The sequence below is a fragment of the Pseudarthrobacter sp. RHLT3-21 genome (assembly GCF_059383495.1).
The window spans coordinates 39,813-59,215 of the sequence record NZ_JBWZCI010000026.1; the positions used below are offsets into that span (position 1 = coordinate 39,813).

General features: G+C 63.9%; 14 protein-coding genes and 3 pseudogenes. 13 read left to right on the forward strand and 4 right to left on the reverse strand.

Annotated features, from left to right (window positions below; translation table 11 throughout):
* Positions 1–127 precede the first annotated feature (127 nt).
* A pseudogene (locus tag AC50YA_RS19935) lies at positions 128–226 on the forward strand (short-chain dehydrogenase); the annotation flags it as partial.
* Between the two features lie 31 nt (positions 227–257).
* Here the strand turns inward: AC50YA_RS19935 and AC50YA_RS19940 are convergent.
* Complete coding sequence (locus tag AC50YA_RS19940) at positions 258–959, reverse strand: SCO1664 family protein (protein ID WP_494983932.1); 702 nt, start codon at positions 957–959, stop codon at positions 258–260.
* Between the two features lie 42 nt (positions 960–1,001).
* Positions 1,002–1,685, reverse strand: a complete 684-nt coding sequence (locus AC50YA_RS19945) for an MSMEG_4193 family putative phosphomutase (protein WP_494983933.1) — start codon at positions 1,683–1,685, stop codon at positions 1,002–1,004.
* Positions 1,686–1,777: 92 nt separating this feature from the next.
* Here AC50YA_RS19945 and AC50YA_RS19950 point away from each other — a divergent pair, with 92 nt between their 5' ends.
* The 5 genes from AC50YA_RS19950 to AC50YA_RS19970 all read left to right on the forward strand — a co-directional run bounded on the left by AC50YA_RS19950 (position 1,778) and on the right by AC50YA_RS19970 (position 8,129).
* Positions 1,778–3,166, forward strand: a complete 1,389-nt coding sequence (locus AC50YA_RS19950; protein ID WP_494983934.1) for a sigma 54-interacting transcriptional regulator — start codon at positions 1,778–1,780, stop codon at positions 3,164–3,166.
* 42 nt (positions 3,167–3,208) lie between these two features.
* The gene (locus AC50YA_RS19955) at positions 3,209–5,212 is read left to right on the forward strand and encodes a vWA domain-containing protein (protein ID WP_494983935.1); all 2,004 of its coding nucleotides are present in this window, start codon (positions 3,209–3,211) and stop codon (positions 5,210–5,212) included.
* Between the two features lie 150 nt (positions 5,213–5,362).
* Positions 5,363–6,349: a helix-turn-helix transcriptional regulator gene (locus tag AC50YA_RS19960; RefSeq protein WP_494983936.1), complete on the forward strand. Its 987-nt coding sequence runs from the start codon at positions 5,363–5,365 to the stop codon at positions 6,347–6,349.
* Positions 6,342–7,223, forward strand: coding sequence for an SDR family oxidoreductase (locus AC50YA_RS19965; protein WP_494983937.1), 882 nt, complete (start codon positions 6,342–6,344; stop codon positions 7,221–7,223). Before AC50YA_RS19960 ends, AC50YA_RS19965 begins: the two co-directional genes overlap by 8 nt.
* A 141-nt stretch (positions 7,224–7,364) precedes the next feature.
* Positions 7,365–8,129, forward strand: a complete 765-nt coding sequence (locus tag AC50YA_RS19970) for an SDR family NAD(P)-dependent oxidoreductase (protein WP_494983938.1) — start codon at positions 7,365–7,367, stop codon at positions 8,127–8,129.
* A gap of 213 nt (positions 8,130–8,342) precedes the next feature.
* Here AC50YA_RS19970 and AC50YA_RS19975 read toward each other — a convergent pair whose 3' ends face one another.
* On the reverse strand, positions 8,343–8,927 hold the full coding sequence (locus AC50YA_RS19975) for a hypothetical protein (RefSeq protein ID WP_494983939.1): 585 nt from the start codon (positions 8,925–8,927) through the stop codon (positions 8,343–8,345).
* Between the two features lie 102 nt (positions 8,928–9,029).
* Between AC50YA_RS19975 and AC50YA_RS19980 the strand changes: the two are divergent.
* A pseudogene (locus AC50YA_RS19980) lies at positions 9,030–9,296 on the forward strand (ABC transporter ATP-binding protein); the annotation flags it as partial.
* Positions 9,297–9,637: 341 nt separating this feature from the next.
* Entirely contained in the window at positions 9,638–11,239 is a 1,602-nt protein-coding gene (locus AC50YA_RS19985; protein WP_494983940.1) for a DUF6119 family protein, read from the forward strand.
* A gap of 537 nt (positions 11,240–11,776) precedes the next feature.
* Here the strand turns inward: AC50YA_RS19985 and AC50YA_RS19990 are convergent.
* Positions 11,777–13,031: pseudogene (locus AC50YA_RS19990) on the reverse strand (D-arabinono-1,4-lactone oxidase).
* 178 nt (positions 13,032–13,209) lie between these two features.
* On the opposite strand from AC50YA_RS19990, the gene AC50YA_RS19995 reads away from it, so the two are divergent.
* The 5 genes from AC50YA_RS19995 (at position 13,210) to arfA (ending at position 19,216) form a co-directional block, all read left to right on the forward strand.
* Positions 13,210–14,211, forward strand: a complete 1,002-nt coding sequence (locus tag AC50YA_RS19995) for a LacI family DNA-binding transcriptional regulator (protein WP_494983941.1) — start codon at positions 13,210–13,212, stop codon at positions 14,209–14,211.
* Between the two features lie 182 nt (positions 14,212–14,393).
* The gene (locus AC50YA_RS20000; protein ID WP_494983942.1) at positions 14,394–15,725 is read left to right on the forward strand and encodes an extracellular solute-binding protein; all 1,332 of its coding nucleotides are present in this window, start codon (positions 14,394–14,396) and stop codon (positions 15,723–15,725) included.
* A gap of 27 nt (positions 15,726–15,752) precedes the next feature.
* A complete protein-coding gene (locus AC50YA_RS20005; RefSeq protein WP_494983943.1) occupies positions 15,753–16,709 on the forward strand; it encodes a carbohydrate ABC transporter permease in 957 nt (318 codons plus the stop codon).
* Between the two features lie 2 nt (positions 16,710–16,711).
* Positions 16,712–17,608, forward strand: a complete 897-nt coding sequence (locus AC50YA_RS20010; protein WP_494983944.1) for a carbohydrate ABC transporter permease — start codon at positions 16,712–16,714, stop codon at positions 17,606–17,608.
* A gap of 69 nt (positions 17,609–17,677) precedes the next feature.
* On the forward strand, positions 17,678–19,216 hold the full coding sequence (gene arfA, locus AC50YA_RS20015) for an arabinosylfuranosidase ArfA (protein ID WP_494983945.1): 1,539 nt from the start codon (positions 17,678–17,680) through the stop codon (positions 19,214–19,216).
* Positions 19,217–19,403: the final 187 nt, after the last annotated feature.

Sequence of the window (19,403 nt, forward strand, 5' to 3'; positions counted from 1 at the left end):
AAAAGTTGCCTCAGGCAACCAGGTTTACGTAATCATTATTATCGGTGTTCGGCGCGTGTGGCCAAGTTAGGAATCCCAGCTCGCAGTCGAACGCCTCGACCCGCTGATGCAGGGGCACCGTCCCCACGCCCACCACCGTGCCGCCTCTATCACCTACCTGCTCAGCGACGACGGCAGCAACGTCAACGGCGTCATCCTCGCATCCGACGGCGGCTGGTCAGCGCTGGTGGGGTGGGGCTCGGAATCCGGGTGCGCGCCTAAACGAGCGGCCACGGGTACCGCATGCCGGTGCGGTCAACCGGCAGCACCCCATCGTGCAGCAGGCGTTTCACTCGGCGCTCCAGGGCGGTGACCTCTTCGGCGTCGAGGAGCTCGGCCACGTCGGGAGGCACGGACTCTGCGAGCGGAACGATGTCCTCGAGCAGGGCATCCGGGATGGGTTCGCCGGCGAAGTCCCAGATCACCGTGCGCAGTTTGAAACTGGCCGAAAAGCACAGCCCGTGGTCGATGCCCCACACCCGGCCGTCATCGCCGCGCAGCACGTGCCCGCTCTTCCGGTCGGTGTTGTTAGTGATGTAGTCGAACAGTGCGATGCGGGCCAGCTCGCGATGAGTCTCCGGGGCGCCGGAGTACAGCGTGAAGTAATGCTCACGGAAGTCGCACTCGATGAACCACTGCAGCGACCCGACCCCCAGCGGAGCCTCCTTGCGGATCACCGTCGGCGGCACGAGCCCCCAGTTCAGGGACTCGCTGAGCAGGTAGGCTGCGCGTTCCCGCCGGTAGAGGCCTGGCTCGAAATCGGACAGCGGCCTTTCCCCGGACTCCGGCTTGTAGACCGCATACGAGGCGTCGTCCGCGCCGGTAACCTCGACGAGGAACGTCTCGTTGCTGCTGCGCGGAATGCGTCCCACCAGTTCGATGCTGCCCTCGCAAAGCAGCGTCAGCTCCCGGCCGGACACAGCCGACCCCTTTTCACCGTCTGTCCCACCGGCAGCCCCCATTCACGGCCCCCGCAGCCCGCTGAGCGGTTCCGACGTCGAATTCACCATCAGCACGGCGGGCGCCTGACCATCCACAAACGAAATAGCCGACACCGAGCCCGGGCTGATGACGATCCGCTGAAAGAGGTCAAGGGGCGTGCCCAGGGCGTGGGCGACGGCGGCCTTGATGGGATCAGCGTGGGAGAAGCACACCACCACGCCACCGGCGTGGGCTGTGCACAGTGCCTCCAGCGATCCGACAATCCGCGCCTGCATTTCCGTGAAGCTCTCGCCGTTCGGGAAACGGAAGGTCGAGGGGCTGTGCTGGACGGTCTGCCACTCCGGCAGGGCGGCCACGTCCGCAAGAGCAGCTCCGGTCCAGTCGCCGAAATCGCATTCGATCAGGCCGTCGTCGTGGTTCACTGCCCGTCCGGTGCGGGCAGCCGCCGGCTCCGCCGTCTCGGAGGCGCGTTCCAGCGGCGAGGAATAGACGGCGTCGACAGACAAGTCCGCGAGACGCTCCGCGACCCGTTCAGCCTGGGCCCGGCCGCCGTCGGACAGATGCAGCCCTGGTGCCCGCCCCGGCAGCACCCTGCCCGTCGTCGGCGTCTCCCCGTGGCGCACCAAAAGGAGCAGGGTGCCCGGCGCACCCGAAGGAGGTCCTGATGGTAATGCCGCTGGAGACGGCGGCTTTGCTGCAGTCATCAGCATCCAGCGTATTCCGCACAGAGGGCCAGCGCGCAGGAATCTGGACAAATCCCTCGATTCCCCGCCCGGTGAAGGTCTACCGTAGAGGAGTGAGTGATCGCCCCGAAATCTTCACTGTTGGTGAACTGCGTGCCTCCGGCCACGTGCACAAGGACCTGCGCCGCGAAATCCGCGACAACCTGCTCGCCGCGCTCGCCGCCGGCCGCGATCCGTGGCCCGGGATGTTTGGCTTCAGCCGGACCGTCCTGCCCCAGCTCGAGCGGGCCCTGCTCGCCGGCCACGATGTCGTCCTGCTCGGCGAACGGGGGCAGGGCAAGACCCGGCTCCTGCGCACCCTAGCCGGGCTGCTTGACGAGTGGTCGCCGGTGATCGAGGACTCGGAACTCAACGAACACCCGTACGAACCCATCACGGAACACTCCCGTGCCCGCGCCATCACTGAGGGGGACCGGCTGCGCGTAGCGTGGCGCCACCGCTCCGAACGGTACGTCGAAAAACTCGCGACGCCGGACACCTCCGTCGCCGACCTGATCGGCGACATCGACCCGATGCGGGTGGCAGAGGGCCGACGCCTTGGCGACCCGGAAACCATCCACTACGGCCTGGTCCCGCGGTCCAACCGCGGAATCATTGCCATCAACGAGCTGCCCGACCTCGCCGAGCGCATCCAGGTTTCGATGCTCAACGTGATGGAGGAACGCGACATCCAGATCCGCGGCTACGTGCTGCGGCTGCCGCTGGACGTCCTCGTCGTCGCGTCCGCCAACCCGGAGGATTACACGAACCGCGGCCGGATCATCACGCCGCTGCGGGACCGCTTCGGTGCCGAGATCCGCACCCACTACCCCCTGGAGCTCGACGACGAGGTGGCCGTCATCCGGCAGGAGGGGCACCTGGTGGCCGGCGTCCCGCCCGTCATCCTCGAGATCCTGGCCCGTTACACCCGGGCGCTGCGGCAGTCCCCGGCGATCAACCAGACCTCCGGGGTTTCCGCGCGGTTCGCCATCGCGGGCGCCGAAACCGTCGCCGCGGCAGCGCTTCGCCGTGCCAGTGTGCGGGGCGAGGACGAGGCCGTGGCCCGGATTATCGACCTGGACGCGGCGGTGGAAGTCCTTGGCGGCAAGATTGAGTTCGAGTCCGGTGAGGAAGGGCGTGAACAAGAAATCCTCGACCATCTCCTGCGCATGGCCACCGCGGAAGCCGTGCGGGCGCATTTCCACGGCATCGACATGGGGCAGCTTGTGGCCGCGCTCGACGGCCACGTCACGGTGACCACCGGGGAACTGGTCACCGCCCGGGAGTTCCTGGACAACCTCCCGTCACTCAACGGCTCCGGCCTCTACGACGAAATCAGTGAGCGCCTGGGCGCGACGAACGACGGGCAGCGCGCCGCCGCCGTCGAACTCGCATTGGAAGGCCTCTACCTCGCCCGCCGGATCGCCAAGGAGTCCGACGACGAGGCGACGATTTACGGCTAGAAGCTACCTCACGTAGTTCGAAAGCTTGAGGACAGGAGGGCCATGAGCGTTCACAACCGGTCCAGGTACAGCCGGTACAGGGGAGGGCCGGATCCGCTCGCCCCGCCGGTGGACTTGGCGGAGGCACTCGACGCCGTCGCAGAAGACGTCATGGCCGGCTACTCGCCCCGGCACGCCCTGCAGGAGTTCCTGCGGCGCGGCGGCCGCAGCCGGGAAGGCCTCGACGACCTCGCCGGCCGCGTCCAGCAGCGGCGCAGCGAACTGCTGGGCCGCCACCGGCTGGACGGCACCCTCAACGAAGTCCAGAAGCTGCTGGACACCGCGGTGCTGGAGGAGCGCAAACAGCTGGCCCGCGACGCCATGATGGACAACACCGACCGCTCCTTCCGCGAGATGCAGCTGCAGAACCTGCCCCGGTCCACGGCGGCAGCGGTCAACGAACTGGCCTCCTATGACTGGCAGTCGAGCACTGCACGGGAAGCCTACGAACGGATCAAGGACCTGCTGGGCCGCGAGGTCCTTGACCAGCGGTTCGCCGGCATGAAGCAGGCGCTCGAGAACGCCACCGATGAGGACCGCTCGGCCGTCAACGAGATGCTGCAGGACCTCAACGGGCTCCTCGACAAACACCGGCGCGGCGAAGACACCGACGCGGACTTCCACAACTTTATGGCCAAGCACGGCCACTTCTTCCCCGAGAATCCACAATCCGTCGAGGAGCTGATCGACGCCCTCGCCCAGCGCGCGGCAGCAGCCCAGCGGATGCTGCAATCCATGTCCCCGGAGCAGCGGGAGGAACTGATGAACCTCTCCGCCCAGGCGTTCGGCTCGCCACAACTCATGGACCAGCTCGGCCAACTCGACGACAACCTGCGCTCCCTGCGCCCCGGCGAGGACTGGACCGGCTCCGAACGGTTCGAGGGTGAGGAAGGGCTCGGCCTGGGCGACGGCACCGGCGTGCTGCAGGACATCGCCGAGCTGGACGAGCTGTCCGAACAGCTCTCCCAGTCCTACAACGGGTCCCGCCTGGACGACCTGGACCTCGACGCCCTGGCCCGCCAGCTCGGACAGGATGCCGCCGTCACGGCACGCACCCTCGCGGAGATAGAGAAGGCAATGCACGACGGCGGGTACCTCCAACGCGGGGCGGATGGGGATCTCCGGTTGTCACCGCAGTCCATGCGGCGGCTCGGGAGGGCGCTGTTGCGTGACACCGCCAAGCAGCTTTCCAGTCGGCAGGGGCGCAGGGACACGCGCGTCGCCGGGGCAGCCGGGGAGCAGACCGGCTCCAGCCGTCCGTGGGAGTTTGGTGACGCCGAGCCGTGGGACGTCACGCGAACCATCACCAACGCGATCCGTCGGACCATTGCCGACGGCGGCGACCCGGGCAGCGGAGTGCGCCTCGCCGCGGGTGACATCGAGGTGGCGGAGACGGAGGCACGCACCCAGGCCGCCGTGGTCCTGCTCGTGGACGTGTCCTTCTCGATGGCCGCCCAAGGACGCTGGGTGCCCATGAAACGCACCGCGCTCGCCCTGCACCACCTCATTTCAACGCGCTTCCGCGGCGACCGGCTGCAGCTGATCACGTTCGGCCGCTACGCGCAGACCATGGACATTGGCGAGCTCACCGCCTTGCCGGCCTTCCGGGACAAGGGAACCAATCTGCACCACGGTTTACTGCTGGCCGGCCGGTTCTTCCGCAAGCACCCGTCCATGCAGCCGGTCCTCCTGGTGGTGACCGACGGCGAACCAACCGCGCACCTGCTGGCCGACGGTGAGACCTGGTTCGACTACCCGCCGGACCCGGAGACCATCCGGATTACCGTGGCCGAACTGGACCGGCTTGGGCGTGCCGCCACGCAGGTCACGTTCTTCCGGCTCGGTGACGATCCCGGTCTGGAACGGTTCGTCCAGCGCATGGCGCGCCGGGTCGGCGGCCGGATGGTGGCGCCCGAGACCGATGATCTGGGGGCTGCCGTGGTGGGGGAGTACCTTCGCGCCCACTTCCGCGGCCGCCCCTACGACGACACCGACTGGGCCAAGTAGAAGGCTGTTCGGCACTCATTCAAGCGGACGACGGCGGGAGGCCCCGCCGTCGTCCGCTTCCTTTGTTCCCGACTGCTTCTGTCTCCGGCAGGGTTGGGGGTGTCTGACGGACACTGCCGCCAGCCAAGCAGCCTGGGTAGCGTGGTGGTTGTGGACAGAAGAGAAGAGATCCGTGAGTTCCTGATCTCGCGTCGTGCGAAGGTCAGCCCGCAGCAGGCCGGGATCCCCACCTACGGGGAACTGCGGCGTGTGCCGGGCCTGCGCCGTGAGGAAGTGGCTCAGCTCGCCGGGGTGAGCACGGACTATTACACGCGGCTGGAACGCGGCAGCATCCGCGGCGTCTCCGACTCGGTGCTCGAGGCCGTGGCCTCCGCCCTTCAACTGGACGAGGCAGAACGCGCACACCTGATGGACTTGGCACGAACAGCCAACACGCCGTCGAGCCGGACGCCCCGCCGTCCGACGCAGCAACGGGTCCGTCCCGGAGTGCTGCGTCTGCTGGACGGGATGACCGGAGTGGCCGCCATGGTGCAGAACGGCCGTGGCGACGTCCTCGCTTCCAACCTGTTGGGCCGGGCGCTGTACGCGGAGGTATTTAACTCAGCTGTGTCGGGACCGGACATTCCGGGCCGGCTGCCGAACCAGGCACGCTACCTGTTCCTCGACCCTCGCGCAGCTGACTTCTACCTGGACTTGAACGCGATCGCGGCCACGACGGTGGCGATGCTGCGCCTGGAAGCGGGCCGGAACCCCCACGACCGGGCACTGAACGAGCTGGTCGGCGAGCTCACCACGCGCAGCGGCCTGTTCGCCGGCCTCTGGGCCGGTCACGACGTACGGATCCACACCACGGGAACCAAGCGCTTCCACCACCCGGTGGCCGGCGACCTGTCCCTGCAGTACGAAACGCTGGACCTCCCCGGCGACGAAGGACAGATCGTGTTCACCTTCACCGCCGAGCCGGGTTCCGCATCCGCAACCGCGCTGGCATTCCTCGCCAGCTGGGCGGCATCGCCACCCGAAGAAACCACCCAAACAGCCACCGCCGGCGATCCTGCCGGCGGATCCGCCGCCCCCGCGCGCTCCCACGCGCAGCCAGGGCGCAACCCAGGAAAGACAGAACCCTCCCATGACTGAACAAAGCACCACCACCGAGCAGGCCAACAACACCACGGGCAAGAAGGTCTGGTTCATCACCGGCGCCGGCCGCGGCATGGGCACCGACATCGCGAAGGCAGCCCTCGCCGCCGGCCACGCCGTGGTCGCCACCGGCCGCAACCCCGAAAAAGTCACCCAGGCAGTCGGGGACAACGAGGACCTCCTCGCGGTCAAGCTCGACGTCACCGACCCCGCCGACGCGGCCGCCGCCATCCAGGCAGCCGTGGACCGGTTCGGCCGGATCGACGTCCTGGTGAACAACGCCGGCAACTTCTACGCCGGGTTCTTCGAGGAAATCACTCCGGCGGACTTCCGGGCACAGATCGAAACCACCATGTTCGGACCCATGAACGTCACCCGCGCGGCCCTGCCGGTGCTCCGGGCCCAGCGCTCCGGCCTGGTGGTCACCATCTCCTCCACCGCTGGCCTCGCAGGCGGCGAGTTCCTGTCCGCCTACGCCGCGTCGAAGTTCGGCGTGGAAGGCTGGGCCGAGTCCCTGGCCCCCGAGGTCGCACCGTTCGGTATCCGCTCCATGATCGTGGAGCCGGGGTTCTTCCGCACCGAGCTGCTCACCCCGGAATCCACCAGCTACGCGGAATCCACCATCGGCGACTACGCCGAGCGCACCGCGCAGACCGTCGCCGGCTGGAAGAGCATGAACGGACTGCAGGGCGGGGACCCGGCCAAACTCGCCGACGCGCTGATTCAGCTGGCCGAACTGGACGAACCGCCGCTGCGGTTCGCCGCTGGCGCCGACGCCGTGAGCGTCTTCGAGGCACGGGGCAAGGCCCTCCAGATCCAGGCCGACGCCCACCGCGAACTCTCCAGCAACCTCGCGCTAAGCGACGCCTGACAAAACGGAAACGGACGACGGCGGGAGGTCCCGCCGTCGTCCATCACCCACCACCGCAAGGCCCCACCACCACAGTCCAGCCGGACGCCAGCAGCTTCCGGCTGCCCAAAAACCGGCATCAACCCCGGAGGAGAACACCCCATGACACCGAAACTGACCGGAACCACCGCCCTCGTCACCGGCGCCAGCAGCGGCATCGGAGCCGCGACCGCACGGCAGCTCGCCGCACTCGGCGCCTCCGTGGCACTCGTCGCCCGGCGCCGTGACCGCCTGGAAGCCCTCGCCGCCGAAATCGAACAAGCGAGCGGCACAGCCCTGGTCATCGAAGCAGACATCACCAACCGCGCCCAGGCCCAGTCCGCCGTCGACCAGACCGTGGAGCGCTTCGGGCAACTGGACATCCTGGTCAACAACGCCGGCCTGATGCTCCTCGGCCCGGTGGTCGGCGCCGACCCCGAGGACTGGAACCGCATGATCGCCGTCAACGTCCAGGGCCTGCTCCACACCACCCACGCCGCCCTGCCACACCTGCTCAAAGCCGCCGAGGACAGTACCCGCCGGGTCGCGGACATCGTCAACATCAGCTCGATCGCCGGCCGCGTCGCCTGGAACGGGTACGGCGTCTACAACCTCACCAAGTTCGGCGTCAACGGCTTCACCGAATCCCTCCGCCAGGAAGTCACCCAGCGCCGCGTCCGCGTCGGCGTCCTGGAGCCCGGCGGCGTAGATACCGAGCTGGGCTCACACAACACCGCCGAGGTCCGCGGCGAAATGATCGACCCCTTCTACGAGCAGACAGAAGTCCTGGCCCCGGAGGACATCGCCGACGGAGTTGCCTACATGGTCACCAGGCCCCGGCACACCTCCATCGGAGAGCTCTGGATCATGCCCACCGACCAGGCCTGAACGGAGCCGCGGGATCAGGCCGGCGCCCACCGCGAACTCTCCAACAACCTCGCCCTTAGCGACGCCTGACAAAACCGAAGCGGACGACGGCGGGAATGGTGTAGATCGCGGTCCAGGTTATCCATGCGACGCGGAGCGATTGAGGCTAGCTGAGTCTTATAGTCTGCAGTGGGCGCTCCCGCGCGTGTTTCCAAGCGTCCCTCCTTTTTTGGATCATCGCCGCCCGGTGAGAAGGCGTACCACCGAGCTCATGGGGTCGGTAACCGTGATGAGCTCTCCTGTTGTTTGTACAGCGCTCAAGGCGATTGCCTTGGCGTCAGCGGTGACAATGTCTGTATCGATAATTTTCGAGTTGAGCTGGGGAATGGTCGGTCCATCCACGAGTACGTCGAGAGTGATTTGTGCGTTGCGTTTCAGCAGAAGAGGAGCAAATGTCAACTCTTCCTCTCCGAGCCCCAGCATCTCCGCGGCTCCCATGTCGGTGTCCATGTGGGACACGTAGCCTCCAGGAAACTCGACGCGAAGGGGATCGCCATTGTCGAAGTGCGCCGTTGATATGTCGGTAGGGCCAAGGTTCTTGATCGTGATCTTTAGAAGATACGGATCGTCCACTCGCTTTCCCTCGTAGGAGACTTCGAGCGCACCTCTAGCGGGTCCGTCGTTGGGCATCAGCTGCACGGAGTCCCAGGTGAACAACAGCTTCCTGCGCCGGTGTCCATACTTCCAAGAAAAAAACCAAGTAGTGAGGCCACCAACTAGCAGGCTCCCGCCCGCCACAACCCATGCAATTAAGTCCATCGAATCATTGTGCATCAGTCGAAGCTTGGCTTCGGCGCAAGTCACATTAGACCCTCGAAACGACCCGAGGTTGGGGTGTTCAGGAATCACCTGATGAGATACGCAGAGGAACAGCGGCTGCCGACGATTGCCCGGGCGTTCCTGGCCCAGCCGTCGTTTCTGATCCTGGACGAGGCGACGAGTTCGATTGACACCGGACCGAGGTGCTGGTGCAGAAGGCGATGAGAACTTGCGGTCCGATCGGACGATCATTGTGATCGCGTAGCGCCTGTCAACGATCCCCGACGCCGACCTCATCCTGGTGATGGAGGCATCCAGATCGTGGAACAGGGGACTCGCGCTTCATTGTTGGCGGCGGGCGGGACATAATCGGCGCTGTATGCGCAGTTCGCGGCTCCGGTTGCGGAGCCCTAAGAATTAATTGTTGCAATGAGGGCTGCGTAGCGCATGCCACCCGTCCCGCACGCCGCGCGTTGCAATAAGCTGAAGCGAGACGGGGGCTGGGAGACCGGGACCGAAAAACCATATTAGTTATCGCCTAGAGGCTGGACCGTTAACCGAGGCTTATCCATCCAATCTGCAACAAATTCGACCTGCCAGATTGAAAGCAGCTAACTCGAATCCAACGAAAGAAACTCCACCACTTTCTCATGTGCATTTGCTGGATGACCGATAATGCTACGCTGGTCTAAATTATGATTGGGGTAATTGTGGGAACCAGCCGGCTCACTATCTATTTGTTGCGTGACATCTCCACTGCGGAAGACGCAATAACTGCTGACAAAAAACACACGACTTTAGCCCTAGATCCTTCTTCTGGCTTGGACGGCAGTTTTTTCTACTCATCTCGCCCTTCGTCCCGTCCAGCCTGGGTGACTTTTGTGCAGCCGCTTCTCACGGGTGCGCAACTATCCTTGACAACGTCTTCAGCTTCAGGTCTCCTGGTTCTAAAAGTTGATGGCAGATTCTTCGCATTCACATTCGGATACGGACGAAGTTTCCTCGATCTATCTAAAGTCGAACATCAGTTCGGGTTGAAGGTGGCTTTGAATCGCATCGATCCGCGTCACATACGCAGTCTCGACACAAAAACATTCGAAGACATGGTGGTGACTAAGAACACGCAGGCCAGCAAGAGCTCCGAGCTTCCAACATTCGGGGTCGATGTGTCGCGCGATATGCTCCGTGCCGTAACAGGCGAGCCTCGCGATAAGTCGTTTGCGAAGCGGTTGTCCGGATCCGATGCTCTCATCGTGAACTTGGATATTACGCCGGCTGATCTACCAAAGCTCTGCAGCGAACTGCTCCTAGCCTTCGCCGAGGATTCGTACAAAGCCGACTTCGAATGGATCGACCACTTGGCCTTGGTCAGCGATGCCACAATCACGGCGCAGCTAAACAAACTGCTGGAACAGCAGCTGATTGCTGGAGATACGTCCAACACGCATATGGCCATGCCAGAAGCGATCGTTTGGGAAGATGTCGATGCCTTTAGGATCGGCGGGACCCGGGCGGAGGAGTATGACGACCTCGATTTGGACGAATACCTGGACCGACTCGGCGACGAACGCTCTGGAATTACGCTCGATCGGTTGAAATCGCGGAAAGTTTCAGTGCGATTCAGCCGTTCCAATGACTTTGACGCAAGGTGGAGCTTGTACCAATGCCTGGTGACGGAGCAACGCCACTTGTCAAAACTGCACGTTCTTATTGAAGGCCGTTGGTTCGTCGTCAGTGATTCTTTGGTGGCCAAGGTTGACCAATTCGCGGCATCCTTAGCGCCGTCCGTTACATCCCTCATCGCCTCAAGTGCCGGCGAAGTCGAAGCTGACTACAACAAACGTCTGGCCGCGACCTTGCCCGCAGACCTTCTGCTCCTGGACGCAAAAATTAAGCGGCCTGGAGGTGCAACCAGCGGCATTGAAGTGTGCGACGTGTTGGCTTCAAACGGGGAGTTTATTCATGTCAAGAGAAAATCGCGCTCATCTACGCTCAGCCACCTGTTCGCCCAAGGGACAGTTTCGGCTACAACTTTTGTTGCCGACGGCAGCTTTCGCGATGAGATACGGAAAATAATAGAGAGCGAGACAAAAGAACCGCTGAGGTCACGCTGGCTTGGCTTGATCCCTGAAAGTGGACGGTCCGTGGACCGCGCGAAATTCGCTGTTTCCTATGTGGTTATTGCGAATTCAAGTCGCTCCGGAAATGACTGGCTGCCATTTTTTAGCAAGCTGAACTTAATGCAAAACGGGCAGCAATTGCTGAATCTGGGTTTTGGTGTATCGGTTTCCAGAGTCGACGTGGCCGGTTGAGCCGGACCACGTCGTCGAATCGTTGTTCGGCGACGCACTCAGAGGCTTGGAGCGGGGAGCACTAACGTCGACGGCATTCTCACGCATTACGCGCGCGGGCCCGGGGGTGCAGGACTTGGGCTGGCTTCGGCGCTGGCAACATCGGCCTAGAGCCGCGCAGTCGACTCAGGATCACCCTACCCATCTGTCACGGGCCGTTATTTGCCCGGACCTTGGAATGGCACGCGAGTGGACGACAAATCTCACGGGTCGCCACTATCGCCCGATGGCGGTGTAAGCTCTGCCTGGACCAGGCCGGGTGAAGCGCAGAGCCGGCTTCGACAGCTAGTCGCCATACGACGCTGGGCTGGGATGGCAGTAGGTCTGGACTCACCAGTGTTGGCGTCTTCGAGACCCGGGACAAGACCCGTCTGGACCAGGCCGACGCCCCACCGCGAACTCTCTACCGACCTCGCCCACAGCGACGCCTGACAAATCGGAAACGGTCAACGGCGGGAAGTCCCGCCGTCGTCCGCTCACTGCCCCGCCAACCGCCTCCTAGCGTGAGCTCACCGCCGGGACTCCGAGGATGCTGTCCAGCAGCCCGTTGCGGAATTTTCCCTCCGGATCGCGCAGATGCCAGCGAGCGGAAGTCCGCAAAGCGGGGGTAGAGGGACTCCCAGTCGTGACCGTCGGGCGTGAAAAGCTTGCCCCAGTGCGGCCTGGCCCCGAACGGCCGAAGCAGGTCCTCGAGCTGCGGAAGAACGGCTTCCACCTGCGGCTGCAGCGGCTTCCAGGTGAAGTGCAGCGCAACGCTCTGCTGCCGGTAGAAGGGGCTGAGCCAGAATTCGTCCGCGGCGCCGGTCCGGATTTCGGAGACAAACAGCAGCGGCGAAAGTTTGTCTGCCAGGCTCCGCACTGCCTGGAGTGCGGCAGGTGCCTGCTCCAGCGGCAGGATGAATTCGCTCTGTAGCTCCTCACCGTTGCTGGGCGTGAACTCGTGGCGGAAGTGCGGTAGCCGGTCCAGCCATTGCCCGGGCTCATCCATCTGCACGGTGCAGTTCTCGGCCGACATCCCCGGTAACGGGTGCCGCGGGCCGATGGCTGCCGTGGCACCGAACAGTTCACCGAGGGGAGGCTCCGAGTCCAGCGCCTTGAGCCAGACCTGGCTGATGGAATCGCCCACGTAATCGGTGAAAAGACATACGCTGTAGGCACTGGACACAAGCTGTGTGAAGTCCGCCAGCGCCCGTTCCCACGGCAGGTTTTCCAAAACACGCTGGCGCATGCTGAAGCTCGGCCGGACGGCAAGCTGGAGGCCGGTGACGATGCCCAGAGCGCCCAGGCCCACCACGCTGCCCAGGAACTCCTCGCCGTCCGCGCGGCACAGCGATACCTGCTCGCCGGAGGGCCGGACCAGGTCAATGCCTTCCACCGCTCCGGCCAGGGAGGGGTTATTCACGCCGGATCCATGGGTGCCCGTCTGGACTGCCCCTGCCACGGAAATGTGGGGCAGTGATGCCAGATTGTGGATGGCCAGGCCGGACTGCTGCAGCGTACGGCACAGGGCGCCGTAGCTCACTCCGCCGCTGACACGGACCCTCTGCTGTGCCGAGTCGAGTTCGATGTGCTGCGGCAGTGCATCCAGCAGCACGTGCACGCCGTCGGTGTCCCCTATGCGGTTGAAGGAGTGCCGCGATCCCAGGGCCTTGACCCGGCTGGAACGCGCCACCATCTGGGCGAGCTCAGCCACCGACTCCGGGCGCACGACGTCCGCTGATGAGTAGTTGAGATTTCCTGCCCAGTTCTTCATGTACTCGGCTTTCGGGTGAAGGTAAGTTTCGTTCCACCAACTGTGAGCGCTAACAATTTCCCTGTCAAGACGCTTCGGCCGCCGCCCGCCGAGGCGGGAGGTAACATCGTCAGCAGGTCATCCGCAGCGGCATTCACTGGCCGCCGGCTTTGGCCCAAAAGGCTTTGAAAGGGGAGCAGTGCGCGCAACGGTCAAGGATGTCGCGCGTCGTGCCGGCGTTTCACCCAAGACTGTCTCGAATGTCATGAACGGCATCATTCCGGTCAGCGGAGCCACCAGGACCAAGGTGGAGCAGGCCATTCTCGAGCTGGATTATGTGCCCAACCTCTCCGCCCGCGGACTGCGCAATGGGAGGTCCGGTGTCATTGCGCTGGCCTTGCCTGATCTTGGCACGCCGTACTCGGCAGAAATTGCCCACAACATTGTGGAAGTGGCCCACGAGCAGGGCTGGATCGTGCAGATCGAGGAAACCGGCTCCGATCCCCAGCGCGAGCATGAACTCATGGTGCGCGCCCGCTCCAACCTGATCGACGGACTGATCCTTAATCCTGTGGTGCTGGACGAAAGCGCCGTCCAGGTGGGCGTTGCCCTTCCGCCCGTGGTCCTGCTCGGCGAGGTCACGCAAAGGCTCGCCGACCGCGTCTTCGTGGATAGCTTCGCTGCCGCCCGCGACATGACTCTCGCCTTGGCACAGTCCGGGCGCCGACGGATCGCCGTCTTGGGAACTACCCAAGGCAGGGGATCGGCTGCGGCGATACAGAGAACTCGGGGCTATGAAGAGGCGTTGGAGATCCTTGGTATCGAACGGGACGAGTCGCTGCTGATTCCCTGCGAAAAGTGGACTCCAGAGACTGCTGCCGATGCGCTCACTGCCTACCTGGACTCACATCCGCTGCCCGAGGCGCTGTTCTGCTTCACGGATTCCATGGCCATCGGCGCCCTGAGTGTGCTGTGGAAGAGGGGTCTGCGCATCCCGGAGGACATTGCGGTGGCGGGCTTTGACGACATCGCCGACGGCCGCTACGCCGTTCCGTCGTTGACCACGGTCTCCTTCGACAAGCGTGCCATTGCCAGTGAAGCTCTGCGCCTGCTCACGGAGCGGATGGCCGACAGGGGCCACGAGCAGCGCGTGGTTTCCATGGACTACACCATCGTGGAGCGGGACAGCAGCCGCCTCTGAAACGAGAGCGGCCCACCAATTGTGTGCGCTAACAATTTTCTCTTGCCCTGTCCATTACATCGATGTAATGTGAGGCGTGCGTCACCCCCTGAAGGCATCGGCCCGGGAACGGGACGCGCCTGCACCGGAGTTTTGAGCAACAAGAAGTGACCTTTCAGCGGACCCATCCAAAGGAGTGACGGGTGAAGCAGTTTGAATTTTTAGGGAAGCAGTTGTCCCGAAGGCAGTTACTGACAGGATCGGCAGCATTAGGCAGTGTCCTGGTAGCAGGCGGCCTGACGGGCTGCGGCGGGAACGCCCAAGCCTCTGACATGCGGGACATCGGGTTCTGGCACCTGCTGTCCGGCGGTGACGGCATCAAGATGCAGGCAATGATCAACAGCGCCAACCAGGCCAACCCCGGCTTCAAGGTGCAACCCACGGTCCTGGCCTGGGGCCCGCCGTACTACACCAAACTGGCCATGGCATCGGCAGGCGGGCGGCCACCGGAAGCCGCGATCATGCATGCCAGCCGGGTTCCCGGATACGCCCCCGGCGGGCTCATTGACCCTTGGGACATGGACCTGCTGGCCGAGCACGGCGTCACCGGTGAAAACTTTGCCCCGCGCATCTGGGAGAAGAGCCAGCAGAACGGCAAGGTGTTCTCCATCGCGCTGGATTCGCACCCGTTCGTCATGTTCTACAACACGGACATCGCCAGCAAAGCCGGCGTCCTCGGCGGCAACGGACAACTGCAGGAAGTAACTTCTCCGCAGAAGTTCATGGCCATGGCCAGGGAAATGCAGAAGGTCACCCAGGCCCATGGGTTGTCCTTCGGTTACCTCGGCAGTGGCTCCCAGATGTGGCGGCTCTTCTACACGCTCTACAAGCAGCATGGCGCGGACATGGAACTGATCCCGGGCCAGCCGATGAAGGTGGACCGCGACGCCGCGATTGAGTCCTTGGAATTCATGGCATCGCTCTTTGACGACACCATCGCTGCCAAGGCCGGCGACATCAGCACGGGCATCGCGGAATTCGCCCGCGGCGACTCGGGAATGCTGTTCAGCGGAGTGTGGGAATTGCCCACGCTCAAGAAAGCCGGACTTCCGGTGGACGCAGCCACCATTCCCACGCTGTACGGAACGCCGGCATCCTACGCAGACTCGCACTCGTTCGTCCTGCCGCGGCAGCTGAATGTGGATGAAGCGAAACGGCGGGACGTCTACAAGTTCGTGAGCGATGTCCTCAAAGGATCAATCTCCTGGGCAGAAGCCGGCCACATCCCGGCCTACCAACCCGTGGTCCAGTCGCAGGCATACCGCGACCTCACGCCGCAGATCCACTACGCCAACGCAGCGGACATCATCGCCTACGATCCCGAAGCCTGGTTCAGCGGCTCGGGCTCGGACTGGCAGACCTACTTTGCGGAGAACGTCCAGAACGTGTTCCTGGGCCGCGATAAGGCGGCCGCAGGTTGGGACGCCTTTGAGCACCGCACCAACACCCTTCTTTCCCGGCCCAACCCGGTCTAACGGCACCGAGCGACAAAGGAGTCCTTCATGAGTTCTTCACTAGCGTCCCGGCGCAGCACCGGTCAGCCGGACATCGCCACAGGGATCCAACCCCAACCAACGCGCCGCCCCTTACAGAGCCGCACCAGGAGCAACCTGAGCGGCTGGGGATTCACTGCCCCGTTCCTGGTCTTTTTCCTTGTCTTCCTGGTGTGGCCCATTCTCTATGGCTTCTACATGAGCCTGACGGGCAAGTCCCTGACCGGCGCCAATGACAGCCTGATCGGCTTCGCGAACTACGCCGAGGCTCTGGCCGACGCTGATATGTGGCGCTCCCTGGGAAACACGCTCTACTTCACCGTCATCAGCACCGTCCCGCTGGTCCTCGTTGCCCTGGTGATGGCGGCGCTGCTGAACGTCGGGCTGCCTGCCCAGTGGCTGTGGCGGCTTTCCTACTTTGCCCCGTACCTGCTGGCCTCCACCGTGGTCTCGCTGTTCTTCACCTGGATGTACAACCCGCAGCTTGGCCTGATCAATGACTTCCTCTCCAAGATGGGCCTCCCCAAAGTCGCCTGGCTCAACGATCCCAACGTGGCCATGTGGGCGATCGTCATCGCCACGCTGTGGTGGACCGTGGGGTTCAATTTCCTGCTGTACCTGGCCGCGATGCAGAACATCCCCGCACAGCACTACGAAGCAGCGTCCCTGGACGGCGCCGGAGCCTGGCGGCAGTTCTTCTCGATCACCCTGCCGCAACTGACCCCCACCACGGTGATGATCGTGCTCCTCCAGATCCTTGCGTCCCTGAAGATCTTTGATCAGGTGTACCAGATGACCGCCGGCGGGCCCGGAGGATCAACCCGCCCGGTGGTGCAGTACATCTTTGAAACCGGCTTCACCGGCTACCGGCTGGGGTACTCCGCAGCCATCTCCTACATTTTCTTCGGACTGATCGTGCTCATTTCGGTCATGCAGTTCGTCATCACCCACCGCAGGAGTGCATAACCATGGCAACCCCTACCCTCACCCGTACCACCCCACGCACAAGCACCAGCGAAGGGATCCGCCGCCCGCGCAGGAAGATGACCGCAGGCAAAATCGCCGCGCTCGCTGTTGCGGCGTTCATCGCCGTGCTGTGGCTCATTCCGTTTGCCTGGGCCACGGCCACCGCTTTCAAGACCGAGACGGATGCCGCCTCTCCGAAGGTCAGTTGGATGCCGCCGTCGGGCTTTACCGCTGAAGCGTTCGTCAAGGTGTTCCAGGACGGCAACATCCCGCTCTGGACCTGGAACTCGTTCTACACCTCGGCAGCCACCACGGCGATCACGCTGGTGATCTCGGCGCTGGTGGCCTACGCCCTGTCCCGGATCGACTTCAAGGGCAAGAAGGTGCTGATGACGGTGATCATCGCCTCGATCATCATCCCGCCGCCGGTCCTCATCATCCCGCTCTTTTACCAAATGCTGGCGCTGCACCTGATCGATACGTCGTGGGCCATCATCCTGCCGCAGGTCATCCACCCGGCCATGGTGTTCGTGCTCAAGAAGTTCTTCGACCAGATCCCGCGTGAACTTGAGGAAGCCGCTGTGATGGACGGTGCCAGCCGCTTGCGGATCTTCACCCAGATCATCCTGCCGTTGTCCCGGCCCATCCTGGCCGCCGTCGCGATCTTCGTGTTCATTGGCGCCTGGAACAACTTCCTGTGGCCGTTCATCGCCACGAACGACGGCGCGCTCCTCACCCTTCCGGTGGGGCTGCAAACCATCAAGAGCGCGTACGGCATCCAGTACGCGCAGAACATGGCTTCCGCGCTCCTCGCGGCGCTGCCCCTGATCCTCGTCTTCCTGTTCTTCCAGCGCCAGATCATCAAGGGCGTCGCGACGACGGGACTCGCCGGAACCTGAACCGGCACCTAACGCTTGCCAACAAACACCTACCAACATTCCTGTTCCACAACCAAGGAGATACCGAACATGTCCCGCGCACGGATCACCCTCGACCGCGACTTCACCATCGGCGAAGTCCCCCGCCGCCTTTTCGGCTCCTTCGTGGAGCATATGGGCCGCTGCGTCTACACCGGCATCTACGAGCCGGGCCACCCGGAGGCTGATGAGAACGGCTTCCGCCAGGACGTGCTCAAGCTCGTCAAGGAGCTCGGCGCCACCGTCATCCGGTACCCTGGCGGCAACTTCGTCTCCGGCTACAACTGGGAAGACGGCATCGGCCCGCGGGAGAACCGTCCCCGCCGGCTGGACGGCGCCTGGCACACCGTGGAAACCAACGCGTTCGGCCTGCACGAATTCGTGGACTGGTCCCGCCAGGCCGGCACGGAAATCATGGAAGCCATCAACCTGGGCACCCGGGGAGTGGACGCAGCCCGCGAGATCGTGGAATACGCCAACCACCCCGGCGGCACCTACTGGTCAGACCTCCGCGCCAAGAACGGCCACAAGGATCCGTTCGACATCAAGCTCTGGTGCCTGGGCAACGAGATGGACGGGCCGTGGCAGATCGGCCACAAAACCGCCGAGGAATACGGCCGCCTGGCTCAGGAAGCTGCCAAAGCCATGCGCTTCGTGGACCCGGACATTGAACTGGTGGCCTGCGGAAGTTCCAGCTCCGGCATGCCGACGTTCGGCGACTGGGAGCAGACTGTCCTGACGCACACCTACGACGAGGTGGACTACGTCTCCCTCCACGCCTACTACCAGGAGCACGAGGGCGACGTCGGCAGCTTCCTCGCCAGCGCAGTGGACACTGACTACTTCATCGAGTCCGTGATCGCCACCGCCGACGCCGTGCGCGCCAAGGGCAAACACAAGAAGCACATCAACCTGTCCTTCGACGAGTGGAACGTCTGGTACCAGCGCGGCCTGGACACCGAGGACCAGCCGCACAACGTCGCCAAGGCGGGCTGGCGCGAACACCCCCGGGTCATCGAGGACAAGTACAACGTGACGGACGCCGTGGTGGTGGGAACCCTGCTGAACTCGCTGCTCCGCCACGGCGACCGTGTCAAAATCGCCAACCAGGCCCAGCTGGTGAACGTCATTGCCCCGATCCTCAGCGAGGAAAACGGTCCGGCCTGGAAGCAGACAATCTTCCACCCGTTCGCCCGCATGGCAGAGCTCGCCAAGGGCCAGATCCTGCGCCTGTCCGTGGACTCAGACAAGTACGAAAATGCCCGCTTCGGCGGCACCGACCTGGTGGACGTCAGCGCAACGTGGAACGAGGAAACGGGTCGCCTGGCACTGTTCTTCGCGAACCGCGGCCTGGATGAAGCTGCCGACGTCGAGGTCGCCCTGCGCGGGTTCGATGCCCGCCGGGTAGTCCGTGCCGAGGTCCTGGAAATTCCGGAAGGCGGGGACCGTTTCACGGCCAATACCCAAAGCAGTCCGAACCAGGTGGGGCTCAAGCCGCTGGATGGCGCAAAGGCGAGCGGCTCCGAACTCCGGGTGACGCTGCCGGCGCTGTCCTGGGCTGTGATCGAGCTGGACGTCGTCAAGAACTGACTCTTGCCGCACCAGTACTGAGCGGACGACGGCGGGAGGAACCCGCCGTCGTCCGCTCTGCAGGTTCTGGCCTAGGTGCAATGCCGTTTACTTAGGTTTCTTTGGTATTCGTTTGAGTGGCCAGTTGGACATCTTGCGTTTGACGGCGCGGGTGACAATGCGTTGTCGTCGGAGGGGCAGGAGCTCG